Raw genomic sequence first — 26,154 nt, 5'->3', positions numbered from 1 at the left:
GACCGACTCTTATAAGTGTCGCTCGGAAGAGGCGTGCGTATGGACGACCGGACGCTGACCGACCTCCTCCGGCGGTTCGGACTCTCCGACAAGGAGGTCGACACCTATCTCAGTCTGCTCGAACACGGCGAGGCGAAGGCGAGCACCGTCGCCGACGCGGCCGGGGTCTCGAAGCGGTACGTCTACAGCGTGAGCGAGTCGCTCGAAGGGCGCGGCTTCGTCGAGGTGAACGACCACGTCGTGCCGACGACGATCCGCGCGAACCCGCCTGACGAGGTGATAGACCGCCTCCGGTCCGACGTCGACGCGATGCGGCCCGGGCTAGCGGAGCGGTACTCCCGGGTGGAGCGGCAGGCCGAGCAGTTCGAGGTGATCAAATCGCGGGTCACCGTCCTCAAGCGGATCCGCTCGCTGCTCGCGGACGCCGAGTCCGAGGTGACGCTGTCGCTCACGGCCGAACAGGTCCCGGAGGTCGCGGACGCGCTCGCGGACGCGGTCGACCGCGGCGTGCTCGTCCTGCTCGTCGTCTCCGACGCGGACGCGGACCTCGACGCGGACGACCCCGCGCTGTCGGGGGTCGCGAACGTCGTCAGGAGCTGGGGCGAGGCGATGCCGACGCTGCTCACCGTCGACTCCGCGGCCGGCGTCGTCGCCCCGCCGGAGCTCCTCCGCCGGTCGACCACCGACCGGCAGGCCATCGCCTTCGCGCAGGAGCAGCTCGCGCCGGTGATCGTCGGCTCGTTCCTCGGGAACTACTGGCCCGCGGCGACGGAGGTCCTCGTGGCGGACTCCGCGCCGCTCCCGGCGGAGTACAGGAACTTCAGACACACCGTCCTCCAGGCGACCCTGCGGCTCCGCGCCGGCGACCCGCCGCGCGTGACCGTCGGCGGCCGGTGGACCGACGACGACGAGCCGGCCGAGGTGGTCGGGCGCGTCGTCGAGACGAGACAGGGGATGGTGGAGCCGACGAACAACGAGTTCCCGGTCGAGCACTCGCTCGTCGTCGAGACCGACGACGGCGAGGTCACCGTCGGCGGGCAGGGCGCGTTCGTCGAGGACGTCGAGGCGGACCTCGTCCGGATCGAGTCGGACGCGGAGTAGGCGTCGTCAGTCCTCTATACTCGGATGCGTCTCCTGCGGGTCCGGGTGCGGCGCGGCGAACCGGTCGCGGGTCGCGTCGAGCGCGGCCGCCTGACGCTCCCGGCGCTCCGCGGCGTCGATCGCCTCGCAGCCGGGCGGCACCTCGCGGCCGCGGTCGGTGAAGTACCCCTCGGGCGCGACCCAGTCGTGGTAGAACGGAGTCTCTGCCTCTTCGAGAAGCGTCACCGCGACCTCGGCGCCGTGGCCGGCGCACACGGCCGCCTGATGGGGTTTGCCGGCGAGTCGCCCCGCGGCGTACAGCCCGTCGACGCCGGTCCCACCGCGCTCGTCGGCGTCGACGTACGCCTTCCCGCGCTCGACGATGTCGACGCCGTCGAGACGAAATTTCGTATCGCGCTATCGGGTTTATCCGCCGCCGAACGTCCGAACGGTCTCGAACGTGCCGTCAGCGATGGCGGCGGCGATTCCGTCGGTGTCGGCGTCTCGGGGCACCTCGTGGGGGTACTTCCGGGCGAAGTACCGCAGGAGGTTCTCGACGTCGCGTTCGAGGAACTCCCGGGCGTTCTCGTGGTCGACCGAGACCGCCTGCGGCCAGTCGAAGATGGTGACCCCGCTTTCCGCGACCGCGACGTTGTGCTCTGAGGCGTCGGCGTGGACCCAACCCATCTCGTGGGCGGTCGCGAGCTCGCGGCAGATCAGGTCGAGGACGCCGACCGCCTGCTCGGGGTCGAGCTGCGCGCGCGACAGCTCGACGCCCGCGAACTTCTCCATCACGATGGCGTGCCGGTTGTGATCGACCGGTCGCGGCACGCTCACGTCGGGGTACAGCTCTTCCATCGCCTCGTACTCGCGTTCGGCGGCCTTGCGCGCGGTGTACAGCCACGAGACGTGGTCGCGGTCGGCGGTGTACTCGCGGTCGCGGTTCACCTCGCGGAAGTTGGTGTACCCCTCGCGGTGGTACTTTAAGGCGAGCGGGCGGAACGACTGCGCCTCGTACACGTCGCCCTCCTTGCCGAGCCCGAGCGGCGACCCGACGCCGTCTATCGTCTCGCGCTCCGCGAACGTCCGGAGCGCCAAGGCGTCGTACCCCTCGAAGGTGAGCTGGTACCCCTCGTACTGGATCGTCTTCCGCTCGATCAGCTCCCGGTCGAGACACCGGTCGATTCGGTAGTCGACCTCCTCACGCGTCAGGTCGGCGTAGTCCGGGAGCTTGTCGCGGCGGACCCACTCCGAGAAGCGCATCCCCTGCTCGACGCCCGAGAGGAGATAGAAGTCCTCGGGGTCGAGTTCCGCCATGTCGCCGGCGACGTTTCGCACCATACGCGCCCTTACTCCGGCGATTCCTAAAAGGGACGCGCGTTCGGCGGATCGGAGCGTATAGCGTATATCGCGATAGCAAATCCGATTTCGGCGTCACGACGCGCTCGGAGACCGGCTCCATCGAGGGGCACTGAGAAGGCGTTCGCTGGAGGGAAACTAGCGAGGCGGAGAGCAAGTCGCCGCGAACCGCTCCGTGCGGGCGTTCGACGGCGGGCCGTCAGCGTCGGGCCGCGGAGACGGCCTCGACGACCGCTCGCGCGTTCGACTCGATCGCGTCGAACTCCCCGTCGGCTATCGCTTCGCCGTCGACGATGCCGCTCCCGACGCCCACCGCGGCCGCGCCCGCCCGGACGTACTCGCCCGCGTTCGACGCGTCGACGCCCCCGGTCGGGACCAGCGGGATCTGCGGGAGCGGGCCGCCGATGGCCGCGACGTGGTCCGGGCCGCCGGTCTTCGCGGGGAACACCTTCACGAGGTCGGCGCCGGCCTCGAAGGCCGAGAGCGCCTCTGTCGGCGTGTACGCGCCGACCGCGGTCGGGGTCCCGTAGCGGTTCGCCGTCCGGATCACGTCGCGGTTCACGGTCGGCGTCACGAGGAACTCCGCGCCCGCGAGTTGCGCCGCGCGCGCCGTCTCCGAGTCGAGCACGGTCCCGGCGCCGACCAGCGCCTCGTCGACGCGGTCCGCTATCGCCTCGATGGAGGACATCGCGTCCGGGGTGTCCGCCGTCACCTCCAGCGCCGTCACGCCGGCGTCGACGACGGCGTCCGCGACCCGTACGGCGTCGTCACGCTCGACGCCGCGGAGGATCGCGATCACGCCGCCCGCCGTGACCCGGTCGAGTCTGTCGGTTCGCATGGTCGGTACCTGCCGCGGCGGGGTATTAAATCGGACCGTGTCGCGGGCGGCGCGGACACCCGTCATTTAAGAGACGAACGGGCAAGTACCGGTATGGCGACCGACGCAGACCCCGCCGGTACCCGGCGGCGACCGACGAACCGCGCGAGCCGTCCCGTACCCGTCGATTCCGCGGCCGGCACGCCGCACGGGAGGTAACACGGATGCGCGTCACCGACTACGAGCTGTTCGAGGTCCCGCCCCGCTGGCTGTTCTTGAAGCTGACGACGAGTGACGGCACCGTCGGCTGGGGGGAGCCGATCGTGGAGGGGCGCTCCCACACGGTCGTCGCGGCCGTCGAGGAACTGCTCGACAGCTACCTGCTGGGCGAGGACCCGACGCGGATCGAAGACCACTGGCAGGCGATGTACCGCGGCGGCTTCTACCGCGGCGGTCCCGTGCTGATGAGCGCCATCGCCGGCATCGACCAGGCGCTGTGGGACATCAAGGGGAGAGATCTCGGCGCGCCCGTCCACGAGCTGCTCGGCGGCCGCGCGCGGGACCGGATCCGCGTCTACCAGTGGATCGGCGGGGACCGGCCGGCAGACGTCGGCGAGGCCGCGAGCGAGAAGGTCGACGCGGGCTTCTCGGCGCTGAAGATGAACGCCACCGCGGAGCTGGAGTCGATCGACACGCCGGCCTCCGTGGCCGCCGCGGCCGACCGGATCGCGGCCGTCCGAGAGGCGGTGGGCGACGAGGTCGACGTCGGGGTCGACTTCCACGGGCGCGTGTCGAAGCCGATGGTCCGGCGGCTCGCGGCGGCGCTGGAGCCGTACGACCCGATGTTCATCGAGGAGCCGGTGTTGCCCGAGAACAACGACGCGCTCCCGGCGATCCGGGCGTCGACGACCATCCCGATCGCGACCGGCGAGCGGATGTACTCGCGGTGGGACTTCAAGCAGGTGCTGGAGGCGGACGCGGTGGACCTGATCCAACCGGACGTCTCGCACGCGGGCGGGATCACCGAGCTAAAGAAGATCGCGTCGATGGCCGAGGCGTACGACGTGTCGGTCGCGCCCCACTGCCCGCTCGGGCCGATCGCGCTCGCGTCCTGTATTCAGGTCGACGCCTGCACGCCGAACGCGCTCATTCAGGAGCAGTCGCTCGACATCCACTACAACGAGACGAGCGACGTGTTAGACTACCTCGCGGACCCGTCCGTGTTCGAGTACCGCGACGGGTTCGTGGACGTCCCCGACGGCGACGGGCTGGGGATCGAGATAGACGAGGACCACGTGCGCGAGCAGGCCGAGGAGGAGGTCGACTGGCACAACCCGGTCTGGCGGCACGACGACGGCTCCGTCGCGGAGTGGTGATCCGGATGGAAGCTCGAACGCGACGCGGCGGGGGAAAGCGATGACCCGCCGACGCGAGTCGCCGTCCGAGGGCGCGGTCCCCGGTCGGTTCGCCGGCGAGACGGCGATCGTCACGGGGTCGACGCGGGGGATCGGCGCCGGCATCGCGGAGCGGCTCGCCGCCGAGGGGGCGAACGTCGTGGTCAGCGGCCGCTCGGAGGAGGCGGGGAGGGCCGTCGTTGAGCGGATCGCGGCGGAGAGTGCGGAAGGAGACGCGACGTTCGTCCGCGCCGACATGCGCGACCCGGACGACGTGGCCGCGCTGGCCGAGGCCGCCGCCGAGCGCTACGGGTCGGTCGACGTGCTCGTGAATAACGCCGGCGTCCAGACGGAGACGGCCGCCGACGAGGCGACGCTCGACGACTGGGCGTTCGTCGTCGAGACGGACTTCCGGGCGTACTGGCTCGCCGCGCGGGCCGCCCTCGAACACATGGACCGCGGGGCGATCGTGAACGTCTCGTCGAACCACGCGTACGCGACGATGCCGGCGCACTTCCCGTACAACGCGGTGAAGGCGGGGATAAACGGCATGACGCGGTCGCTCGCCGTCGACTTCGGACCGAAGGTGCGGGTGAACACGGTCGTCCCCGGCTGGGTGGAGATCGAGCGGACCCGCGATGAGCTTCCCGAGGGCCGGCTCGAAGAGGTCGAGTCGATCCACCCGACCGGTCGTATCGGGACGCCCGCCGACGTCGCCGGCGCGGTCTCCTTCCTCGCGAGCGGGGACGCCGCCTTCGTCACCGGGGCCGCGCTGCTCGTCGACGGCGGCCGCGGCGCGGTGATACAAGACGACACCCTCCCGGACTACCGGGCGCGGGAGCGCTCGGAGTAGGCGGGGACGGCGCGGTGCGGAGAGGCGCGGCGGTGCGGAGAGGCGCGGCGCAGGCGCGGTGCGCGAGTCCCAGCGCCCGCCGGTCGACTGCGATCACCTCTTCTTATAGTCGGCCGAGCGTAGCACCCGGTATGAGTCCGTTCGAAGCCCGCGCCGTGGGGTGGCGCCGATGACCGACCTCGTCACGTTCGGCGAGACGATGCTCCGCCTGTCGCCGCCGCGCGGCGAGCGGCTGGAGACGACGCGCGACCTGACCGTTCAGGCCGGCGGCGCGGAGAGCAACGTCGCCGTCGGGGCCGCGCGGCTCGGCGCCGACGCCCGCTGGCTCTCGAAGCTCCCGGACTCGCCGCTCGGCCGACGGGTCGCGACCGAACTGCGGAGCCACGGCGTCCGGCCGGGCGTCGCGTGGGCGGACCCGGAGACGAGCCGAGTGGGGACCTACTACCTCGAACACGGCGGCGAGCCGCGGGGGACGAACGTGATCTACGACCGCGCCGACGCGGCGATCACGACGGTCGAGCCGGACGAGCTACCGACCGACGCGGTCGCGGCGGCGGACTGGTTCCACACGACGGGGATCACGCCCGCCCTCTCTGACGCCGCCGCGGACACGACGACGGCCCTGCTGCGGACCGCGGGCGACGCGGGGACCACCCGCTCGTTCGACCTGAACTACCGGTCGAAGCTCTGGGACCCGGAGACGGCGCGGGCGGCCTACGAAGGGGTGTTCGAGCACGTCGACACGCTGTTGGTCCCCCGGCGCGACGCGCGCGAGGTGCTCGACCGCGAGGGCAACGCCGTCGAGATCGCGCACGGGCTGGCCACGGAGTTCGGGTTCGACACGGTGGTCGTCACCCGCGGGCTGGAGGGGGCGGTCGCGCTCCACGACGGCTCGGTGTACGAGCAGGACGTCTACGAGGCGGAGACGTTCGACGCGATCGGGACCGGCGACGCGTTCGTCGCCGGGTTCATCGCGGAGCGGCTGCGCGGCGGCGACCTCCCGGCGGCCCTCCGGTGGGGATCCGCGACCGCGGCGCTGAAGCGCACGACCGACGGCGACCTCGCGGTGACGACCCGCGAGGAGGTCCGGAGCGTCATCGAGGGCGAGGGCGGGATCGACCGGTGACGCGGGGCGGGAGGTAGCGACCGAGCGCAACCGCTTTCGGAGCGGCGTCCGAGAGTGCGGGTATGACCGCCCCCGCCGTCGACTGGCGGCTGATCCGCGAGGAGGCCCGCCCCGGTCCGATGCAGATGGCGTTAGACGAGGTCGCCGCCGAGACCGCCGCGGCGGGCGGCCCCGCCACGCTCCGCACCTACCGCTGGGAGCCGGGCTGTCTCACGCTCGGCCGCCATCAGGACCCCGAGACGGTCGATTGGGCGTTCTGCGAGCGCGAGGGGATCGACGTCACCCGCCGCCAGACCGGCGGCGGCGGCATCTACCACGACGGGTTCGGGGACGTCGCCTACTCGGTCGCGGTCCCCGCGGAGACCGTTCCGGGCGAACTGCTCGACTGCTATCACCTCCTCTGTGAGCCGATCCTCGACGCGTTCGGCCGGCTCGGGGTCGACGCCGACTACGTCGACGAGCCGATGCCGGAGCTGTATCACCCCGCCTGCTACCTCCGCGAGCTTCATCCGGCACACGACGTGGTGGCGGGCGGGAAGGTCGGGGCGGGCGACGGCCGAGACGGGTCCCGCAAGGTCGCCGGCAACGCGCAGTACCGCAAGCGCGAGGCGGTGATCCAGCACGGCTCGCTGACGTTCGCGGTCGACGCGGCGCGGCACCTCGGGGTCTTCGCGGACCCGCCGGTGACGCCCGAGGCGTTCCGCGAGCGCGTCGTCGGGATCGACGAGTTCGTCGACGTCGGCCGCACGGACGCGGTCGCGACCGTCGAGGCGGCGCTTGCCGACTGGGCGAGCGAGGCTCCGGAGGCGACGCTGGATCCGAACGGGTCGTGGACGGACGCGGAGTTGGAGCGCGCCGAGGAGCTGGTCGCGGAGAAGTACCGCGACGAGGAGTGGATCCGGACGCGACCCGGAGGCGGCGGGGCGTAGGCGGGGTTCGGCGGGCCGTAGGCGGAGTGCGACGGGCGCGGTCGGCGGAACCGCCCGGTTCCGAAGGGGCTTTTTCGACCGCCCCCCTGTAACCGGTATGAGTCTCAAGGTCGGCGCGCACGTCTCCATCGCCGGCGGCGTGGACAACGCCGTGGCGAATCAGGTCGAGGTCGGCGGCAACTGCGGACAGATATTCACCCACTCGCCGCAGGTGTGGCAGGACCCGAACATCGGCGGCGACGAGGCCGAGCGGTTCCGCGAGGGGACCCAACGCGACCTGGAGGGGCCGTGGGTGATCCACACCTCCTACCTCGTGAACCTCTGTACGCCGAAGGAGGGACTGCGCGAGAAGTCGGTCGACTCGATGCAAAAGGAGGTCGACGCGGCCGACAGGCTGGGTATCCCGTACGTGAACGTCCACCTCGGCGCGCACACGGGCGCCGGCGTCGAGGGCGGCCTCGACAACGCCGCGTCGGTGATCGACGACCTCGACGTGCCCGACGGCGTCACGATTCTGATCGAGAGCGACGCCGGCGCGGGGACGAAGCTCGGCGGCGAGTTCGAGCACCTCGCGGGGGTCATCGACCGCACCGAGACCGACATCGACGTCTGCGTCGACACCGCCCACGTGTTCGCGGCGGGCTACGACCTCTCGACGCCCGAGGCGGTCGACCAGACGGTCGGGGAGTTCGACGACGTGGTCGGGGTAGAGCACCTGAAGTACGTCCACCTCAACGACTCGAAACACGAGTGCGGCACCAACAAAGACGAGCACGCCCACATCGGGGAGGGCCACATCGGCGAGGCGGGGATGGAGCGGTTCCTCAACCACCCGGACCTGACCGACGTGCCGCTCGCCCTAGAGACGCCGACTGAGGACGGCAAGAGCTTCGCGTGGAACATCGACCGCGTGCGCGAACTGCGGCACGACTGAAGGTCGTCGAGCCCGCGGGCGACTCCCGTTAAATCGGCCGACGACGCCCGTCCGACGCCGTCCGTCCGACGCGGATTTAAGTTTCCCCGAGCGGGATCCGCGCACATGCCCACCACGAAGGCGCTCCTCGTCGGCGGCCGCCGCGACCTCGCCGTCGGGCTGGTGGTCGGGTTCGCCGGCGTCGTGACGCTCGCGCTCGTCGCCGCGTTCGTCGCGGAGTCGGCGGACGCCGCGACGGCGAGCGCGCTGACCGACCGGCTCCTGCCGCTGTTGGTGTTCTACGCGCCCGGACCGCTGGCGGCCGCGGGGGCGTACGCGCGCTGCGGGGGACCGGCGTGTCTGGCCGTCGGCGTCGTGCCGGCGGCCGTCCTCGGCGGGTTCGTCCTCCTCGGAACTGCGGTCGGCGTCCCCGGCGTCAACGGCGGGAATCCGGCGCTCGGCGGCGTGACGGTGAGCTTCGCTGCGGTCGGGCTGACGAGCGCGTTCGCCGGCTACTGCGCCGGCGTGACCGCCGTCCTCGCCGCCGACCTCCTCGGGTTCGGCGGCGACGGGGGCGACCCCGTCGACGGGGGCGACGAGCGCGACGCCGCCACCGACGACGAGAACTGAGCGGGCGCGACGCGGACGCGGCGGCGACCGATCTCCGGACGTTTATCCTCTCCCGTGCCGAATCGGAGCCGTGCGACGCTTCTCCGCCGAGTACCTCGAACACACCCGCCGCGGGATGTGGGAGGGCGGCCGCGACGCGCTCGCGGACCTGGCGCTGTCGAGCCGCGAGCGCGTCCTCGACGTCGGCTGCGGCACCGGCGAGTTGACGAGGGTGTTGGCCGCCGAGGCGGCGGCCCGCGACCCCCCGGCGACCGTGGTCGGCGTCGACGCCGATCCGGACCTCCTCTCGGTCGCCCGCGAAGCGGAACGGGGATCCGAAACCGACGCCCGGATCGGCTACCTCGCGGGCGACGCGACGCGGCTCCCGGTCGGCGGCGACGCGGTCGACCTCGCGGTCTGTCAGGCCCTGCTGATCAACCTCCCGGACCCGACCGCGGCGGTCAGGGAGTTCGCGCGGGTCTCCTCGGACCTCGTCGCCGCGGTCGAACCGGACAACGCCGACGTGCGGGTGGCGTCGACGGTCGACGCCGAGGAGCGGTTGGAGCGCGAGGCCCGCGAGGCGTACGTCGCGGGCGTCGACACCGACGTGGCGCTGGGCGACCGCGTGCGCGAGGCGTTCGACGCGGCCGGCATCGTCGACGTGCGGACGCGGCGCTACGTCCACGAGAAGCGGACCGAACCCCCGTACGCGGAGCCGGCGCTGCGGTCGGCGGCCCGGAAGGCCTCCGGCGCGGGGCTGGCCGACCACCGCGAGGAGCTGGTGGCCGCGACCTCCGAGAACGCCTACGACGACCTCCGCGGGCGCTGGCGCGAAATGGGCCGTGAAGCGGTCGACCAGATGGAGGCGGGCGAGTACGAGCGCGTCGAGTACGTCCCGTTCGACGTGACCGTCGGACGAGTGAAGTGAGCGAAAAGGCGTGAATCAATGCGGCTAGGCGGTTATTTATGAACTGAAGTCAGGGGTTTCGACAGACCTTTATAAGTGAGTAGCAGCGGATCGGCGGCGAACATCGCCAAAGCCCCAGTCGCTCGGCGATACGTAATCGATGACTCTCCGGTGAACACCTCCAAAGCCCCAGCCGGGAGGACTCGCGCGGCTCGGTGCGCTCCTCGGTCGCTCACTTCGTTCGCTCCCTGCGGTGCTTCCGTCGCCGTGCTTCGCCCTCCCGGCTGCCCCTTTGAATCCCGCCCCGCCCCACCGGAAGACGTTCCTGCTCGCTCACTCCGTTCGCTGCGCGGGCTGCGACTTCCGTGCTCCCGCTCGCTCCCGTCGGTCGCTCGCGGGAACGCACAGCAACCGCGCCTCACACCTCCCCAGCCTCGTCGGCTGGCCTCCGCTTCGCTCCGGCCGGCCGACTCCCTCGCACGCGCTCCTCGCGGCCGCCTCCGGCGGCCACTCGCAGGCGCGCGCCACCGCACTAGGTTTTACTTATAAATAGCGTCGCGGCGCGTCCGAGTCAGACCATGTCGCCGCGCACCGAGGCCCCCTCCTGCTCGGCGCGCTCCCGTTTGAGCACGTCCGCGGCCTCGGTCGCGGCCTCCTCGTCGGCGCCGAGCATCCCGAGCGCGGCGGGCAGCGTCGGCATCGCGAGCGAGGCCTCGCGCAGGCGGTCGAACGCCTCGTCGTCGCGCTCGCCGTCCACCCAGAGACAGACCCCGCGGGGGTCGAGCACCTCCTCGTAGGCGTCGCGGGCGAGCGCGCCCTTCAAGCGCTGGCGGACGTTGTCCTCGAAGCCCGCGTTGCACACTTCGAGGTGGATCGGCTCGTCGTCGTCGCCGGACTGCGTCCGGCTGCCAGAGGGACGTAGTCCCTCGCTGTCGACGAGTTCGGCCGCGAGGCACTTCTCGGGCGCCGCGTACCCGTTGTCGCTCGTCCGCACGCGGTCGGGATTCGCTCGCGCCCAGTCGGCGTCGACCGTCGTCCCGACGCCTTTCACGCCGTACTCGGCCTCGAACTCGGCGGCCGCGTCGCCGTCGCCGCCCATGATCACGTCCTTCGTGAGGTAGACGTCGAGCCGGTCGACCGGGTCGAGGCCGAGCGCGACGTCACCGAAGGCCCACACCTCGCGGACGGGCACCGGCATCTGCTCGCCCGCGACGCGGTCGACGAGCGACTCCAAGCGGTCGACTGCCCGTTCGCGTTCCATTAGCGAGGCGTAGGCGGCGGGCGGGCAAACCGGTTACGCTCGCCCGGAGGGCGCGCCGATCGGGGGCGCGCCGACCGGACGAGTCAGATCCCCCCCAGCCGCGCCGCGACGTCGTCCCAGTGGCCGCCCTTCCAGAACCACCGGCCGCAATCGGTACAGCGCCAGCCGGGCCGGTCGACTCCCACGTCGTCGGGGACGTAGCCGGGGCGGTCTGCCGGCGGGAAGCCGTCGGGTCCGCCGTCGCCGTCGTCCCCGCCGGCGCCGACGCGCTCGACGGGGCCGTTACACGCCCCGCACCGCGACGGCTCCGCGGCGAGTTCGACCGGGAACCCGGCGGCGTCGAGTTCGCGGAGCTGGTCGAGGGGGTCGCGCTCGGTGAGCAGGACGGCCTCGACCGCGGGGTCGGCGCCCGGCGCGCGGTCCGCCAGTTCGCGGTCGCGGGTGATCAGCGTCCGCCCCTCCGCGGCCGCGAGCGAGAGGAGCCGGTCGTCGGCCTCGGCCCCGCGGTCGAGCGCGTAGGCCGCGTCGTACCCGCAAAAGCGGAGGTAGGTGGCGAGCTTCCCGCACATGACGTCGAGGAGGACGGGCGGGCGGTCGCCGGGACCGCGAGCGCGACCGGGCGGGGAGTCGGCGCCGTCCTCGTCGCGGTCCGGCATCTACAGGACGAAGGACCGGAGCCCGTTGAGCGAGCGCGCGTTGAGCACGTCCGCGGCCTCGGCCCAGCCCCGCCGGGCGGTGTGGACCCCGTACCGGGCGTTGTCGAGTTCGCGGGGCGCGTGCGCGTCGGTGTCGACCGCGATCGTCGCGCCCGCCTCGACCGCGGCCCGGACGAACTCGCCGTCGGCGTCGAGCCGGGCGGGGTTCGCGTTCACCTCGATCGCGGTGCCCGCCGCCGACGCGGCCGCCGCGACCGCCTCGACGTCCGGGTCGAGTCCGGGCCGCTCGTTGATCAGGCGGCCGGTCGGGTGGCCGAGCACGTCGACGTGCGGGTGCTCGACCGCGCGGACCAGCCGCTCGGTGGCTTCCTCCCGGTCCTGTCCGAGCGCGGCGTGCGGCGACGCGACGACCAGATCGAGGGCGGCGAGCGTCTCGTCGTCGGTCGAGAGGTCGCCGTCCGCGTCGACGTTGGCCTCGATCCCGTGGAGGATCGGGATGTCGACCTCGTCCGCGGCCTCCGCGATCGCCGCGGCCTGCCCCTCGATGTCGGACTCGTTGAGGCCGACCCCGCCGACCATCCCCGGGCCGGTCGCGTGGTCGGTGACGACGTGGTAGTCGTAGCCGCGCTCTTCGGCCGCGGCGGCCATCTCGGCTATCGAGAAGCCGCCGTCCGACCAGTCGGTGTGGGTGTGGAGGTCGCCGCGGAGGTCCGACGGTTCGACGAGGAACGGGAGCCGCCCCTCGGCGGCCGCGTCGACCTCGCCGCGGTCCTCCCGCAGTTCGGGCGGGATCGGGTCGAGATCGAGGGCGCGGTAGACCCCGTCCTCGCTCTCGCCCGCGACGCGCTCGCCGGCGCGCGTGGCGTCCGGCTCCTCGGCCCCGGCGTCTGTCTCGTCACCGTCTCCGGCCTCGGCTCCCTCGCCCTCGACATCGCTCACGTCGAAGAGCCCGTACTCGTTCAGCTTGAGCCCGCGGTCGATCGCGCGGTTGCGGACGGCGACGTTGTGGGCGCGCGACCCGGTGAAGTACTGGAGCGCGGCGCCGAACTCGTCGGGGTCGACGATCCGGAGGTCGACGCGCGTGCCGTCCGCGCGCACGCTCGCCTTCCCGGTGCCCGCCTCGATGGTCGCGTCCGCGGCGTCCCAGTCGGTGAACGCCTCGACGATCGGGTCGCGCGCCTCGCTGGCGACCAGCAGGTCGACGTCGCCGATCGTCGGCTTCCACCGCCGGATCGAGCCGCACACCTCGACCGATTCGACGGGGTCGAGGGCGGCGAGGGACGCGAGCGCGTCGTCCGCGACGGGGCGGGCGTCTCCGAGGCGAGTGCGCTCGCGGGCCTCCCGCGCGAACGGCACGTTGTCGAGGATGTTCTGTTCCGTCTTCGCGCCGAATCCGGAGACCTCCTGAATCTCGCCCGCCTCCGCGGCGGCCTCCAGCTCGTCGAGGTCGGTGATTCCGAGCGCGTCGTACAGCGAGCCGACCGTCTTCGGGCCGACGCCCTCGACCGCGGTCAACCCGGCTATGTCGACGGGAAGCTCCTCGCGCAGGTCGTCGAGCTCCTCGATCCCGCCGGTCTCGACGTACTCGACGACCTTCGCCGCGATGGCGTCGCCCACCCGGTCTATCTCCGCGACCGCCTCCTCGCCCTCGGCGGCGAGCCCCTCTATCGGCGCTGGGTGGTCGCGGACGTTCTCGGCCGCCCGTCGGTAGGCGGTCGGCTTGTACTCGACGCCCGTCGCCTCGAGGAGGTCGGCGAACTCCTCTAACCGCGTCGCGACCTCGTCGTTCCGGCTCATCGGTCACCGTTCGTCGGCGTCCCACTTATGTCGACGGGGCGGGAACCGTGATCCGTGTCAGCGGACGACAGTCACGACGACGACCGCGACGAGCGCAACGTGTTCGGCGACGAACTGGCCCCCTGCGGCCGCGACCCCGTCACGGGGTACCTCCGCGACGGGCGCTGCCGCGACGTCGACGGCGACGCCGGAGAGCACACGCTCTGTGCGGTCCTCACGGCCGAGTTTCTCGAGTACAGCCGCGACCGCGGCAACGACCTGATCACGCCGCGCCCCGAGTTCGACTTCCCGGGGCTGGAGCCGGGCGACCGCTGGTGTCTCTGCGTCGGTCGGTGGCTGGAGGCGGCCGAGGCGGGGGTCGCCCCGCCGGTCGTCCTGGAGGCCACGAACGAGTCCGTCCTGCGGGCGGTCGACGCCGACCGGCTCCGCGACCACGAGTTCGACCCGGAGGCGTTCGAGCCCGGGAGCCTCGACTGAGCGTTGCGAGCGCCGTGTAGGAGCCAGTTACTCCGTCACCCAGAGCCCGCCCGCGACGACCGCGGCGAGGCCCATCGACCCGGCGAGCAGCCCGAACGCGGGGCGGAACCCGACCGCGTCCGCGGTGACGCCGACCGCGCTCGGCGCGAGCGCGCCGGCGCCCATGAGCAGCGTCCGGACGACGCCCAGCCCCCCACCGGCGAGCCGCTCTGGGAGCAGTTCCATCAGGTAGGCGCTGCGCACGGGCTGGAAGCCGTGCGAGCCGAGTCCGAACGCGGCGACGACGACGGCGGCCGCGACGGCGCCGAGCCCGAGGCCCGGGAGTGAGACGAGCGCGACGAGCGCCGCCGCGGCCAACCCGAGCGTGCCGACCATCACGGGGAACCGCCCGACGCGGTCGGAGAGGTCGCCGGTGACCAGCTGGACGAACGTCACCGCGAAGACGAGCGAGTAGAGGAGGTTCGCGGTCGACGTCGCCAGCCCGGCGGCCTCCGAGAGGTACAGCGGGAGAAACGCGACCAGCCCGTTGTGCGCGAACGAGAACCCGACCGTCACCAGCACGAACGCCGAGAAGCGCGGGTTCCGGAACAGCCGGAGGTACTCGCGCGTCCCCGGCGAGTCGTCGCCGTCGGCGTCGCTCCCCCCGGTCGCCGCGGGCGACCCGGAGAGCCGGACCGCGGTCGCGACCGCGAGGCCGACGGCGAGGACGCCGGTGAGGAGGAACGGCGCGCGCCAGTCGGCGCCGGGGAGGTACGCGAGGACGGCCGCGAGCGCGGGCGGCGCCGAGAGGACGGCGACGACGACCGCGGGCGCGGCCACCCCGCCCATCGCGCCGAGCGTGTCGTGCGCGCCGAGCATCCGTCCGGTGCGGGCGGGGTAGACGCGGGCGATCAGCCGCACGGAGACGGTCTTGTGGACGCCCGTCCCCGCGCCGACGACGAGCATCGCCGCGACGAGGGCGGCGAAGGGGGCGTCGAAGACGATGGCGAGCGACCCCGCGCCGGCGACGAGCGCGCCGGCGACGATCACCCGCACCGGGCCGAGCCGGTCCGCGACCGCGCCGCTCGGGAACTGGAGGAGGGCGTACACGACCATGAACCCCGTGAACGCGGTCCCGACGGTGGCGTTGCTCACGCCGTAGGCGCCCTGAATCGACTCGAACAGCGGCGGGAAGAGGTAGCGGACGAACTTCCCGAGGAACCAGATCAGCGAGACGAGGATCAAGGCGTCGTACTCGCCGATCCGGTCGCGGTCCATCGGCGGAGCGTAGCCCGGTCACCCGTATAAAGGGCCTGAAGCGCTCGGGGACTGCCGGTAGGGATCGATCTTGTTACCTCGATTTCCGCGGTGGCGCGTGCTGACGAGCGCCCGGAGGGCGCGAGTCACACGCGTGAGGGAGTCGGGCGCTCCGAGGGCGACCGAAGGGAGCCCGAAGGACGCGCCCGACGAGGCTGGGGAGGCGTGAGGTGCGGTGCGGTCGCTGTGCGGGGTGGGACTCAAAGGGGCAGCCGGGAGGGCGAAGGCGCGCGACGTAAGGACCGCAGGCGCGAACGGAGTGAGCGCCGAGGACCGTGGTTCGAGAGAGCAAAGCTCTCTCGTCATCACGAGACGCCTTCGGCGTCTCGAACGACAGCGAGCGCACCGAGCCCTCCCGGCTGGGGCTTTGGAGGTGTTCGCCGTCGATCCGCAATTGGCTGTTTATAAGTGACCGGCTGGGGAGTTGGAAGCATTCGCCGTCGCCCGCGTGGGCGACGATTTCTAATCAGTTCGCGGATGAGATACTATTTAAAACGGCCCTTTGCCGCCGCCCATCATGTCGCCGAGACCGCCGCCGCCCTCGCCGCCCATCTTCTTCATCATGCGCTGCATGTCGCCCTCGCCCATCCCCTGGAACTGGCCGATCGTCTCCTCCATCATCGAGTGCTGCTCTAAGAGCTGCTGGACCGTCTCCTCGTCGGTGCCGGAGCCGCGGGCGATCCGCTCGACGCGGGACTGGCCGACGACGCGGGGGTTCTCTAGCTCCTCCTCCGTCATCGAGTCCATGATGCGCTCGAACCGGCGCATCCGGTCTTGGGTGACGTCCATCGCGTCGTCCGGGAGTTCGTCCATCATCCCGCCGCCCAGCCCGGGGATCATGTCCATCACCTGGTCGAGCGGTCCCATCTTGTTCATCGCGTCCATCTGGCGTTTCATGTCCTTCAGGGTGAACTCGCCCTGAAGCATGTCCTCGGGGTCCCAGTCGTCGTCCTCCTCTTGGGTCTCCTGCATCGCGCGCTCGACGCGCTCGGAGAGCTGTTTCAGGTCCCCCATCCCGAGCAGCCGGGAGATGAACCCGGACGGCTCGAAGCGCTCGATGTCCTGCACCGTCTCGCCGGTGCCGAGGAAGGCGATGGAGGAGTCGGTCTCGTTGACCGCGGTCAGCGCGCCCCCACCTTTCGCGGTCCCGTCGAGCTTGGTGATCATCACGCCCTCGATGCCGATCGACTCCTCGAACTGGCGGGCCTGCTCTTTCGCGCCCTGCCCGATCGCGGCGTCCAAGACGAGCAGCGAGCGGTCGGGGTCGACGACGCCCTCGATCTCCTCTATCTCCGCGATGAGGTCGTCTTCGAGCGCGTGCCGGCCCGCCGTGTCGACGATGTGGACGTCGGCGTCTTCGGTCTCTTCGAGACCGGTGCGCGCGATGTCGACCGGGTCGTCGTTGTCGGGGTTCCCGTAGAACTCGACCTCTGCGCGCTCGCACATCTGTTTCGCCTGATCGTACGCGCCCGGCCGGAACGTGTCGGTCTGGATGACCGCGGGGCGGAGTCCCTTCTTCGAGAACCACCACGCCATCTTCGCCGCGGAGGTGGTCTTCCCCGACCCCTGAAGCCCGGCGAGCAGGATCGTCTGGTTTTCTAAGGGGAGTTCGGTGGAGTCGCCCACCAGTTCGACCATCTCCTCGTAGACGATCCGGAGGACGTGGTCCTTCGCGGTGGTGCCGCCCGGCGGCTCCTCTTCGAGCGCGCGGGACTTGATCGAGTCCGACAGCTCCATGACGAGGGAGACGTCGACGTCGGCCGAGAGGAGGGAGCGCTGGATCTCCTTGACGATCTCCTCGACGTCGCTCTCGGAGAGTCGGGACTTCCCCTGGAGCTTGTCGAGGCTGCTCCGCAGGGACGTACCGAGGTCGTCGAGTACCATTTGCCGGAGCTAGGCGGGCGACGCGGTAAAGCTTTGTTCGTCGGCGGCCGCGGAATACGTGCGTGATTGTGACTTGGTGGTGGACACCGCCAAAGCCCCAGCCGCTCGGCTATACGTGATCTGTGACTCTGTGGTGAACACCGCCAAAGCCCCAGCCGGGAGGACTCGATGCGCTCGCTGTCGTTCGAGACGCCGAAGGCGTCTCGTGATGACGAGAGAGCTTTGCTCTCTCGAACCACGGTCCTCGTCACTCGTTTCACTCGTTCCTGCGGTCCTTGCGTCGCGCGTCTTCGTCCTCCCGGCTTCCCCTTTGAGTCCCACCCCGCACAGCACCGCGACCGCACCTCACACCTCCCCAGCCTCGTCGCTGGCGCCGATGGCGCCAGCGACTCCCTCGCGCGTGCGACTCGCGCCCTCCGGGCGCTCGTCGGCACGCGCCACCGCTAGATGATTATATCGCCGCCGCCTCGATCCGACGGTTCTCCCCTAACCGTCCGCCTCAGACGTGTTCCGCGATATACCGCTCGATCCGCGTCACGAGCTCCGGGCGGAACGTCCAGAAGCCGTCCCAGACGTTCGGCTCGTCTTCGAGCGCGAGCAGCGCGACGTGGTCGCCGTCGACCCCCTCGGGCGGCGTGAACACGACGAACCACGACCGCCGGTACGGGTAGGAGGTCCCGCTGTGGACCGTCACGGGCAGCGACGACAGCGGGTCCACGTCACCGACGCCGTACACGTGGACGTCGACGCCGCTCCCGGCGACGCGCTCGTACACCGACCGGGTGCCGCGCTCGTCGTCGATCCGCGAGAGGCGCTGGAACGAGGCGCGCAGCGTCCCCGTCCCGTGTTCGGCCGCGATCCGCTCTATCACCCGCGAGGTGATGATGAGGAGGAGCTTCTCCTTGTTCGAGGCGGGGTAGCCGCGGACCCGAAACGGGACCTCGTCGAGCCCCTCGAACACCGCCGGGAGCGCGGCCTCGTCGAGTTCGATGCCCCCAGTCTTGTACAGGTCGGAGTTGATGACCAGCACCGATTCGAGCAGTTCGTCGAAGAACGAGCGGAGCGACTCGGCCATGCGCTACTCCGGCGAGAGGCGCAAAGTCCTTATCGCCGGTCACGGCCGTCGACGAGCCGCGCGCCGGCGGCGTCGACCCGACAGACTTCGGGGTCGTAGCCCGCGTCCGAGAGCCCGGTCCCGAGTGCGAAGACGGTGCGCCCGAGCATCGCCATCGCGGCCCCGGGGTCGTCCCCCCCCTCCGTCCCCTCATCGCCGGCCGACTCGACCGCCGCGAGCGCCTCGGCAACTTCCGGGACGAGGAGGTCCGCCCCGCGGGCGAACTCGCGGGCGGCGTCCATCAGCGTCGGGAGCCGCGGGTCCGCCCGGAGCCGGTCGAGCGCCTCCTCGCCGGCCGCGGAGAGGGCCGCCGTGTCGCCGCCCAACACCGCCTCCGTCGACAGCTCACCGAAGGTGACGTACTCGACGCGCGCCGTCGCCGGCACCCCGTCGAGCGCTCCGACGCCCGGGGCGCCCGGCTCCAGCCGGACCGGGACCCCGCCGCGCGCCTGCGCGACGACGTCACCGAGGCCGGTCCCGCGGCCGACCTCCGCGGCGTGGGCGGTCCGGACGAGTTCGTTCTCGGAGCGGCCCAAGTCGAACGCGGCGTTCGCCGCGAGCGCGGCCCCCAGCGCCGCCGCGCCGGAGACGCCGAAGCCGGCGCCGATCGGGAGATCGGTCTCGACCGCGACGTCGGCGGCGGCGGCGCCCAGTCCGTCGAGGACGTCGTCGACCGTGCCGATCGACCCGCTCTCGCCGTCGATCGTGCGGGAGCCGACGGCCTCGCTCGCGCCGCCCGCGACCTCGTCGTCGATCCCCGTTCCGTCGGCCGCACCGTCCGGCGCCGACACCCGGACGGTCACGCCGTCGGTGAGCGTCACGCCCGCGCCGCGCGACCCGGCGACCGCGGGGTCGTCGGCGGGGTGCGCGCTGAAGAAGGCGGTGACGTGACCCGGGACGAACGCGGTCGCCCGCTGGCTGCTCATGTGGCGGCGGACGAGCGGGCCGCGATTAACGGTTGTTATCCCAGACGAAAACCGGTCCGGAGAGGGTGCGGGCGCGGCGGGCGGGTCGAGGGCTCCCGGCGCTCGGGACGACACCGCAGGCCTAAATACCGGCCGGGCGAAGCCGGGCCGTATGCGAAGCCAGTTGCGTCCCGTCCTCGCCGCCGTGCTCGCGCTGGTCCTTCCGGGGCTCGGCCACCTCTCGCTGCGCCGGTGGGGGCGGGCGCTGCTGTGGCACCTGACGGTCGTCGGCGGCGGGGTGGCCCTGTTCGCGCTGTACGACGTCGAGCCGGTCGACCCCCTCGCCGATCCCGCCGCGGCGTCGGCCGCGATCCCGACCGACGTGGCGCTGCCCGTCGCCCTCCTGTTCGCGCTGTCGGCGCTCGACGCGTACCTCGTCGGACGGGCGGATGTCGCGGAGCGCGAGCGGGCCGACGCCGCCGCCGAGGCGATGCGCCGCCGCGCCGCGAGCGCGGAGGGCGAGGACGGCCCGGAGAGCGGTCGGAACCCGCCGGCCGCGGCGATCAGCGGCGGGGACGGCGAGACGCTCGAAGTGACGTGCCCGAACTGCGGGCAGGAGACCGACGCCGACCTCGGCTTCTGTTACTGGTGTACCGAGCCGCTCCCGTGGGCGGAGTCAGACGAGTAGCGCGGGCGGAATCAGGCGAGGAGCGCGGGCAGAGGAGTCCCCCGGTAGTTTCTCACCGGTGATAACTGAGGGCCAACTATCATATGAGCCCGCCGAGAGGGTTCGAGTACGGACGCGAACGACGGACGGAACATGAGTCTGAATCCACGACGATACGACGTACGAGAGCTGCGCCGGATCGCGGACGCACCGCGAGACGGCGCGGACGGAGCGCCTCGGGAGCGGGCGCTCCGGCGGCCGAACCGGAACCGGGCCGAGCAAGCGGCGCGCTCGGCCGCGTTCACGGAGCTGCTCCAGCGTCAGCGTGGTGCGCGGTTGAACGGCGACGGCGCGGGGGAGAAGCCGTACCTGACGGCTATCCCGGCGTCGCCCGCGGCGGAACGCGAACTCGGCAAGTGGCTCGGTTACCTCGTCGACGTCGGCGGTCACGTGCGGAGCCGGGACGCGCTGTCCTACTACGCCGAACTCGACTGGGTCGGAGACGACGCGGTCGCGGCGCTGACGCGCCGCCTCGAGGGGTTCGACGCCCCGACGCGCGACCGGCCGTTCACGCCCGCGGACCACCGGATCAGCCTCGTCTCCATCGTCCGGATCGCTTCGTGTGCGAGTGACCAATGAGCGACGACGAATCCACGGACATCAACGAATCGGACGAATCGGCAGCGGTCGGCGTGAAACTGGGCAGCACCCGAACGGTGCTCGACATCCCCGACGGACGCGGGGGGCGCGAGCGCCACTCGGTGCTGACCTGTCTGGCGACCTACGAGGACGCCATCACCGGCGAGGAGAAGGTGCTGTTCGGCGAGGAGGCCGCGGTCGAGTACCCCGACCGCGTGCGCTTCATGCTGCGCTCGGGCCTCCCCGAGGACGACGACAGCGTCGCTGACGCCGAGCGCTTCTTCGAGGCGGTCGTGGACGCCCACGACGTGCCCGAGGACAGCGCGGTCGTCTACGCGGTCCCGACCATCGACAACGAGGCGGGCGTCGAGAACCTCAAGTCGGTGATCGAGGGCTCCTCCATCGGTGAGGTCGAGACCCGGAGCTACCCCGAGTCGCTGTGCGGGGCGATCCCCGCCTACGGCGACGACCTCGACGCCATCGACGAGGTGTTCGTCTCAGTGAACCTCGGCTCGACGACGATGGAGGCGTGCGCCTACCGGCGCGGCGAGCAGCTCTCGCCGTTCTCGACCGGCTCGGTGACGGGCAACGAGGTCGACCGCCGGATCGTCGCCGCCGTCGAGGAGGAGACCCAGGGCCGGGTCCACATCGACCGGACGACCGCGCGGGAGTACAAAGAGCAGCACGGCAACGTGTACGACTTCGAGCCGTTCACCGACGTGGTTCAACAGCCCGGCGGCGGGAGTCACGAGTTCACCGTCGACCGCGGCGTTCAGGAGCCGATCGACCGCTACATCGACGAGGCGGTCGACGTCGTCGCCAACGAGTTCCTCCCCGAGCTCGCGAACGACCACATGAAGCCCTACCAGCTGGCGCTCGGGCGCCCCCTCGCCGCCACCGGCGGCATGGCGTGCATCCCCGGGCTGACCGAGGAGTTCGAGAAGCGCCTCAGCGACGAGCTCGACCGCGACGTCGAGGTCGTCTCGCCCGACGAGCCCGCAGTCGCGGCCGCGGACGGCGCGGCGCGCATCGCGGCGCGACTCGTCTGAGCGGCGCGCGAGCGGTTCGGGTTTCTATTTTTAACGCCTGTAGCGATCGATCCACGCTATAGATAGTGAAATCGATGCGGTGGCGCGTGCCTTCGAGCGCCCACCGGGCGCGAGAAGCACGCGCGAGGGAGTCGCGGCCGCTTTTAAGCGGCCGCGACGAGGCTGGGGAGGTCTGAGGTGCGGTGCGGTCGCGGTCGGGCGGGACTCAAAGGGGCAGCCGCGAGGACGAAGACGCGCGACACAAGGACCGAAGGGAGCGAGCGAAGCGAGCGACTGAGGACCGCAGCGAGCGCATCGAGTCCTCGCGGCTGGGGCTTTGGAGGCGTTCACCGCGGAGTTACGGATCACGTACAGCCGAGCGGCTGGGGCTTTGGAGGCGTTCACCGCGGAGTTACGGATCACGCACAGCCGAGCGGCTGGGGCTTTGGAGGCGTTCACCGCGGAGTTACGGATCACGCACAGCCGAGCGGCTGGGGCTTTGGAGGCGTTCACCGCCGATCCGTATTCGAGTATTTATAAGTGATCGACAGGGAATTCGATAGCGCTCACTCTCGATCCGCAGACCGCTATTTACACGTCAAAGAGGCGCTCGACGTCGTCGGCCTGTCGGCGGTAGATCCCCCGCCCCTTCAGCCGCGGCACCTCGTGGCGGTGGAGCCGCTCCGCCGCGGTGTCGTACACAAGCGGGAACACGTTCGTCCGCCGCTTCGCGACCGTGAACCCGGACATCGCGTCGAGCAGCGACGCGTCCGGGTCCGGGACCGCGAACGCCACGTAGCCGATGGCCGTCTGGGATTTGCCGCCGTCGGCGCGCCCCGGTCGGGCGTCGACGCGGTCGGCCAGCGCGTCGCGGAACGCGGCCGCGGTCTTAGCGAGCGCCGCCGCGTCGATTCCGTCGTCCTCGGGGCCGTCCCCCTCGACTACCGTCGCCAGCACCGCCACGTCACCGAGGGTGTCGTCCGTCTCGCGGATCGCCCACAGTCGATCGAACTCGCCCGTCCCCTCGTCGACCGCCTCGAAGCCGTGTTTGCGCCGGTTCGCGGCGACCGACTCCCGGTATTCGGAGATGTCCATGAGACACCCACAATCCGCATGGTAAAAAATAACACAGGTGATTCGGACGCGACGACGGAGGCGCGGGCTGTCAAGAGGTGGGACGCTCGCGGAACGCCTGGCAGTCGGTCCGGTTGGACGACGCTCTCGGGCGGATTCGAACCTCAGTCACTCCGCTTCGCTCCGTTCCCTACTTCGAATCCGTAGTCGGGACTGTTCGTCCTCACTTCGTTCGGAGAATAGTCCCGGGCGGATTCGAACCGCCGTCAATGGCTGACTTCGGGCATCCGACGGGCGTTCTTGCCGGAACGCCCAACAGCCGCGTGTGAGCCGTAGACGCGGACGGATTCCCTCCAAAGGCCATTATGATTGGCCACTACACCACGGGACTGCGAGTTCGGCTAACCGGCGGGCACTCAAGTACGTTACTCTCCGCGGCGAGAGCCGGCACCGCCGGCTACGCCCCCTCCTCGATCCGGTCGAAGCGCTGTTCGAAGTTCTCCCGGCAGGAGCCACAACAGAAGTGGTACAGCGTCCCGTCGATCCGGGCGGACTCCCCCTCGGCGGTGACGGTGTTCCCGCACTCGACGCAGTCGACCGCGAGGTCCGCGTCCCCGACCGCGGGCGACCACTCGTGAGCGTCGAGCACGCGCACCGACAGGTCGCGCACCGCCTCCAACCCGACCGCGTCGTCGACGAGGTCGCGGGCGGTCCCCTCCTCGACGCGCGCCGCGATGGTCACCTCGCCGTCGGCGGTGAGGAACGCGTGTTCGACGCGCTCGTGGCCCGCGACCGCCTGGTGAACGCGGTCGGCGTCCGCGGGCGCGACGGCGAGCGTCGCGAGGACCCGCAGGCCGTCGGAGAGCGCGTCGCCGTCGATACGGAGCGTGAACCCGTCTATCACGCCCACCTCCCGGAGGCGGTCGATCCGGTCCGACACCGCGGGCGCCGACAGGTCCACGCGCTCCGCGATGTCGCTGTACGAGCGCCGCGCGTCGGCCAACAGCAGCCGGATGATCTCCCGGTCCGTCTCGTCGAGGGTGCGCATAGTCGACCGTTCGGCCGGCGCGGCAAAAAGGCGTCCGGGCGGAGGGACCCGCAGTTACGCACCCAGCAGAGCGAACGCGGACAGCCAGAAGACGAGACAGCTACCGACGGTGACGGACGTGAACGAAAGCGCGGTTTTCCAGGAGCGCTGAGGGGCGTAGATAGCCGGCAGTAGCGCACTGGCGCCCGCCAGCAGTACGGAACTGTACAGCAACCGAGACCCGTCGATAGCGGTGCCGTTCGCCAACACGAACGGCGATGCGACACCACAGCAAACGGCGGCGACTCCGCTGATAACGCGGCGATTTACACCGGGGACCATAGAGGTAGCACAAACGTCCGTATAATAAACTTTCTGTTGGGAGAAAACTGTTGGAATAATGTCGCGCTTCGAGTACCCCGTGTGACTCGAAGCGGCTCTGGGCGGATAACCGACGGCTCAGTCGGCGCGGCAAAAAGGCGTCCGTGGGGCCGTTCCGGACAGGTCTGAGCGACGGGTCCCCCGGGCGGGGCTACCGGGCGACCCGCGTCCGCGAAACCGGCCGACCGTGGGGGCGACGGAAAGGCAGTTCTGTCCGCGGCGCCAACGGGCGCCCATGACGACGATAGATGTCGACGGCATGTCTTGTACCGGCTGCGAGGACAACGTGACCGACGCGCTCGGGGAGCTACCGGGCGTCGAGTCGGCCAGCGCCGACCACGAGTCGGGGACCGCGACCGTCGAGGGCGACGTCGACGTCGACGCCGTCGTGGCCGCCATCGAGGACGCCGGCTACGAGGCGTCGGCGTAAGAGACGGCGCCAACGGAGCGTCGGAGACGAGGCGCGAATCTCTGCCGACCGAACTGCCGGACTTCTTTGATCGGATCGCGCTCGCGGGGAGGTAGACGCCGACTAGTCACCGGGAGCGACGGCGACGCCCGGCGCGGGGCGAGGGTGTCGTCGCCGTCGGCGGCCGGGGCGGTCAGGCCCGGTCGTCGTCCCCCTCGTCCGAGCCACCCGCGTCGGCGTCCGTCGGCCGGGTGTCCATCTCCCAGACGTCCGCCTCGTCCGGCACGTCGACGTCGGCGGCCTCACGCTCCTCGTCCGGCGAGTCGCCGTCGGCCGAGGGGGTCGCGGCGGTCGAGCCCGGAGCCGACGCGACGGCCGTCGAGTCCGCGTCGGTGACCGCCTCGTCGTCAGACCCCTCGTCGTCGACCGCCTCGGCGGCGGCTTGGCCGTCGTCGCCGGCGATTCCACCGTGGTCGCCGGTCGCCGGGGCGGGCGGTCGGTAGGTGTAGACGAACTCCCCGGAGACGGCGTGGAACGCGCCGGTCTGGGGGTCTTCCACGACGCCGGTGTCGTTATCTATCGCGAAGTCGACGAGGTCGCGCAGCGACTCCGCCTCGGCCGTCGGGCGCTCGTGGGTCGACGCCGGGAGCCGGAACGTCGTGATCCACTCCGCGAACTCCGAGCGGTCGTCGCGGTACGAGAGGTACTCCCGCTCCGCGGACGTGAGCGCGAGGTCGTACTCGCGCGTCGCGTACCCGATTCCGCCGGCACCGACGAGCCCGGCGAGCAGGAGGAGCGGCCCGCCGAACGACCGGAGCGCGCCGTACTCCCGCTCGACCGTCTCCTGTACCGTCCGGGGCGTCGTGTCGGACTGGACGCCCGGCTCGTCGACGGCGTACGTGGCGCCGCCGTGGGTGAGCGCCATCTCGAGCGTCTGGGTCGTCGCCGTGGGAACGCCGCCGATCGACCCGTCGACGGCGACCTCGGTCGTGACGAACGTCTCCGTCTCGCCGGGCGAGGCGCCGAGCTGCTCTTCGATCGACGCCGTCCGCTGGTCTATCGCCGTGCTGTTGAGCGTGAACGAGGCGTTCACCGTCTCCCCCGGAGCGACGTTCGAGACGGTCTCCGACGCGAGCGGCTCCGTGTCGCGCCAGTAGACGACGTCGCCTTCACCGACGTTGCGGACGACGAGCGTGGAGCCGACCTCGACGGTCACGTTCTCGGCGCTCGACGCCGCGTAGCTCGTCGCCACGTCCACGTCGAGCTCCGGGGCGATCCGCGCGAAGTACGTGTCGCGCCCGTCGAGCACCGCGCCCGTCTGGAAGACGGCGTTCGGCTCCGTCACCGTCGCGCTGTGGCGGTACTCGCTCTCGACGGTCAGCGAGGAGACCGTCCGGGTCTCCGTCTCCGTCCCGGGGTCGACGTGCGTCGTGTACGCGAGCCCCGCGCCGACCGCGGCGAGGAGGAGGCAGGCGACGAGGATAGCGGTGGACTGTTCGTTCAGGACGGCGCGGAGTCGGAGTCGACGTTCGTTGGGGCCTGAAGACATGTG

25 protein-coding genes, 1 tRNA gene and 2 pseudogenes are annotated in these 26,154 nt (G+C 71.3%); 14 read left to right on the top strand and 14 right to left on the bottom strand.

The annotated features are described in order from the left end of the window. Positions 1-39: 39 nt before the first annotated feature. Positions 40-1,101, top strand: coding sequence for a TrmB family transcriptional regulator sugar-binding domain-containing protein (locus KI388_RS01245; protein ID WP_215087607.1), 1,062 nt, complete (start codon positions 40-42; stop codon positions 1,099-1,101). A 6-nt stretch (positions 1,102-1,107) separates the two neighbouring features. Here KI388_RS01245 and KI388_RS01240 read toward each other — a convergent pair. From KI388_RS01240 to KI388_RS01230, 3 genes and pseudogenes are all read right to left on the bottom strand, one after another. After that, positions 1,108-1,479, bottom strand: a pseudogene (locus KI388_RS01240) (thioredoxin reductase); the annotation flags it as partial. Positions 1,480-1,506: 27 nt separating this feature from the next. Next, a complete protein-coding gene (locus tag KI388_RS01235) occupies positions 1,507-2,421 on the bottom strand; it encodes a serine/threonine-protein kinase RIO2 (RefSeq protein WP_215087606.1) in 915 nt (304 codons plus the stop codon). A gap of 217 nt (positions 2,422-2,638) precedes the next feature. Further along, a complete protein-coding gene (locus tag KI388_RS01230; protein WP_215087605.1) occupies positions 2,639-3,277 on the bottom strand; it encodes a bifunctional 4-hydroxy-2-oxoglutarate aldolase/2-dehydro-3-deoxy-phosphogluconate aldolase in 639 nt (212 codons plus the stop codon). A gap of 203 nt (positions 3,278-3,480) precedes the next feature. On the opposite strand from KI388_RS01230, the gene dgoD reads away from it, so the two are divergent. From dgoD to KI388_RS01195, 7 genes are all read left to right on the top strand, one after another. After that, entirely contained in the window at positions 3,481-4,632 is a 1,152-nt protein-coding gene (dgoD, locus tag KI388_RS01225; RefSeq protein ID WP_215087604.1) for a galactonate dehydratase, read from the top strand. 40 nt (positions 4,633-4,672) lie between these two features. After that, on the top strand, positions 4,673-5,503 hold the full coding sequence (locus tag KI388_RS01220) for an SDR family oxidoreductase (RefSeq protein WP_215087603.1): 831 nt from the start codon (positions 4,673-4,675) through the stop codon (positions 5,501-5,503). A gap of 169 nt (positions 5,504-5,672) precedes the next feature. Further along, the gene (kdgK1, locus tag KI388_RS01215) at positions 5,673-6,629 is read left to right on the top strand and encodes a bifunctional 2-dehydro-3-deoxygluconokinase/2-dehydro-3-deoxygalactonokinase (RefSeq protein WP_215087602.1); all 957 of its coding nucleotides are present in this window, start codon (positions 5,673-5,675) and stop codon (positions 6,627-6,629) included. Between the two features lie 62 nt (positions 6,630-6,691). After that, positions 6,692-7,558, top strand: a complete 867-nt coding sequence (locus KI388_RS01210) for a biotin/lipoate A/B protein ligase family protein (protein WP_215087601.1) — start codon at positions 6,692-6,694, stop codon at positions 7,556-7,558. Positions 7,559-7,655: 97 nt separating this feature from the next. Next, complete coding sequence (locus tag KI388_RS01205; protein ID WP_215087600.1) at positions 7,656-8,492, top strand: deoxyribonuclease IV; 837 nt, start codon at positions 7,656-7,658, stop codon at positions 8,490-8,492. Between the two features lie 105 nt (positions 8,493-8,597). Beyond that, on the top strand, positions 8,598-9,101 hold the full coding sequence (locus tag KI388_RS01200; RefSeq protein WP_215087599.1) for a hypothetical protein: 504 nt from the start codon (positions 8,598-8,600) through the stop codon (positions 9,099-9,101). Between the two features lie 70 nt (positions 9,102-9,171). Then, positions 9,172-10,008 (top strand): class I SAM-dependent methyltransferase, encoded by an 837-nt coding sequence (locus KI388_RS01195; protein WP_215087598.1) that lies wholly within the window; start codon positions 9,172-9,174, stop codon positions 10,006-10,008. Positions 10,009-10,558: 550 nt separating this feature from the next. Here the strand turns inward: KI388_RS01195 and KI388_RS01190 are convergent. The 3 genes from KI388_RS01190 to KI388_RS01180 form a co-directional block, all read right to left on the bottom strand. Next, positions 10,559-11,248: a hypothetical protein gene (locus tag KI388_RS01190; RefSeq protein ID WP_215087597.1), complete on the bottom strand. Its 690-nt coding sequence runs from the start codon at positions 11,246-11,248 to the stop codon at positions 10,559-10,561. 83 nt (positions 11,249-11,331) lie between these two features. Beyond that, positions 11,332-11,904 carry a Mut7-C RNAse domain-containing protein gene (locus KI388_RS01185; RefSeq protein ID WP_215087596.1) on the bottom strand — a complete coding sequence of 191 codons (573 nt, stop codon included), beginning with the start codon at positions 11,902-11,904 and terminating at the stop codon, positions 11,332-11,334. Beyond that, positions 11,905-13,701 (bottom strand): helix-hairpin-helix domain-containing protein, encoded by a 1,797-nt coding sequence (locus KI388_RS01180; RefSeq protein ID WP_215087595.1) that lies wholly within the window; start codon positions 13,699-13,701, stop codon positions 11,905-11,907. A gap of 54 nt (positions 13,702-13,755) precedes the next feature. On the opposite strand from KI388_RS01180, the gene KI388_RS01175 reads away from it, so the two are divergent. Next, entirely contained in the window at positions 13,756-14,178 is a 423-nt protein-coding gene (locus KI388_RS01175) for a DUF2237 domain-containing protein (RefSeq protein ID WP_215087594.1), read from the top strand. A gap of 27 nt (positions 14,179-14,205) precedes the next feature. Here KI388_RS01175 and KI388_RS01170 read toward each other — a convergent pair whose 3' ends face one another. From KI388_RS01170 to KI388_RS01155, 4 genes and pseudogenes are all read right to left on the bottom strand, one after another. Then, positions 14,206-15,435 carry an MFS transporter gene (locus KI388_RS01170; RefSeq protein WP_215087593.1) on the bottom strand — a complete coding sequence of 410 codons (1,230 nt, stop codon included), beginning with the start codon at positions 15,433-15,435 and terminating at the stop codon, positions 14,206-14,208. Between the two features lie 528 nt (positions 15,436-15,963). Beyond that, positions 15,964-17,358, bottom strand: a complete 1,395-nt coding sequence (locus KI388_RS01165; RefSeq protein ID WP_215087592.1) for a signal recognition particle protein Srp54 — start codon at positions 17,356-17,358, stop codon at positions 15,964-15,966. A gap of 499 nt (positions 17,359-17,857) precedes the next feature. Further along, positions 17,858-18,406, bottom strand: a pseudogene (locus tag KI388_RS01160) (DICT sensory domain-containing protein); the annotation flags it as partial. A gap of 56 nt (positions 18,407-18,462) precedes the next feature. Next, positions 18,463-19,398, bottom strand: coding sequence for a pantoate kinase (locus KI388_RS01155; protein WP_215087591.1), 936 nt, complete (start codon positions 19,396-19,398; stop codon positions 18,463-18,465). Between the two features lie 151 nt (positions 19,399-19,549). Between KI388_RS01155 and KI388_RS01150 the strand changes: the two genes are divergently transcribed. From KI388_RS01150 to KI388_RS01135, 4 genes are all read left to right on the top strand, one after another. Further along, the gene (locus KI388_RS01150; RefSeq protein ID WP_215087590.1) at positions 19,550-20,065 is read left to right on the top strand and encodes a zinc ribbon domain-containing protein; all 516 of its coding nucleotides are present in this window, start codon (positions 19,550-19,552) and stop codon (positions 20,063-20,065) included. Positions 20,066-20,197: 132 nt separating this feature from the next. After that, a complete protein-coding gene (locus KI388_RS01145; RefSeq protein ID WP_215087589.1) occupies positions 20,198-20,683 on the top strand; it encodes a FlaD/FlaE family flagellar protein in 486 nt (161 codons plus the stop codon). Beyond that, on the top strand, positions 20,680-21,732 hold the full coding sequence (locus KI388_RS01140) for a hypothetical protein (protein ID WP_215087588.1): 1,053 nt from the start codon (positions 20,680-20,682) through the stop codon (positions 21,730-21,732). The genes KI388_RS01145 and KI388_RS01140 overlap by 4 nt, the downstream gene beginning before the upstream one ends. Before the next feature lie 316 nt (positions 21,733-22,048). Continuing rightward, positions 22,049-22,255 carry a hypothetical protein gene (locus tag KI388_RS01135; protein WP_215087587.1) on the top strand — a complete coding sequence of 69 codons (207 nt, stop codon included), beginning with the start codon at positions 22,049-22,051 and terminating at the stop codon, positions 22,253-22,255. Between the two features lie 47 nt (positions 22,256-22,302). Here the strand turns inward: KI388_RS01135 and KI388_RS01130 are convergent, their stop codons facing one another. The 3 genes from KI388_RS01130 to KI388_RS01120 all read right to left on the bottom strand — a co-directional run bounded on the left by KI388_RS01130 (position 22,303) and on the right by KI388_RS01120 (position 23,833). After that, positions 22,303-22,806, bottom strand: coding sequence for a hypothetical protein (locus KI388_RS01130; RefSeq protein WP_215087586.1), 504 nt, complete (start codon positions 22,804-22,806; stop codon positions 22,303-22,305). Positions 22,807-23,025: 219 nt separating this feature from the next. Beyond that, positions 23,026-23,176, bottom strand: a tRNA-Gln gene (locus KI388_RS01125). 66 nt (positions 23,177-23,242) lie between these two features. After that, positions 23,243-23,833: an AsnC family transcriptional regulator gene (locus tag KI388_RS01120; RefSeq protein WP_215087585.1), complete on the bottom strand. Its 591-nt coding sequence runs from the start codon at positions 23,831-23,833 to the stop codon at positions 23,243-23,245. A gap of 595 nt (positions 23,834-24,428) precedes the next feature. Here KI388_RS01120 and KI388_RS01115 point away from each other — a divergent pair. Beyond that, positions 24,429-24,623 (top strand): heavy metal-associated domain-containing protein, encoded by a 195-nt coding sequence (locus KI388_RS01115; RefSeq protein ID WP_215087584.1) that lies wholly within the window; start codon positions 24,429-24,431, stop codon positions 24,621-24,623. Between the two features lie 172 nt (positions 24,624-24,795). Here KI388_RS01115 and KI388_RS01110 read toward each other — a convergent pair whose 3' ends face one another. Beyond that, positions 24,796-26,151: a DUF5305 domain-containing protein gene (locus tag KI388_RS01110; RefSeq protein ID WP_215087583.1), complete on the bottom strand. Its 1,356-nt coding sequence runs from the start codon at positions 26,149-26,151 to the stop codon at positions 24,796-24,798. Positions 26,152-26,154 lie beyond the last annotated feature (3 nt).

This window comes from Halorubrum sp. 2020YC2, from assembly GCF_018623055.1.
Lineage (GTDB): Archaea > Halobacteriota > Halobacteria > Halobacteriales > Haloferacaceae > Halorubrum.
This window is presented reverse-complemented; position numbering and strand designations above follow the sequence as displayed.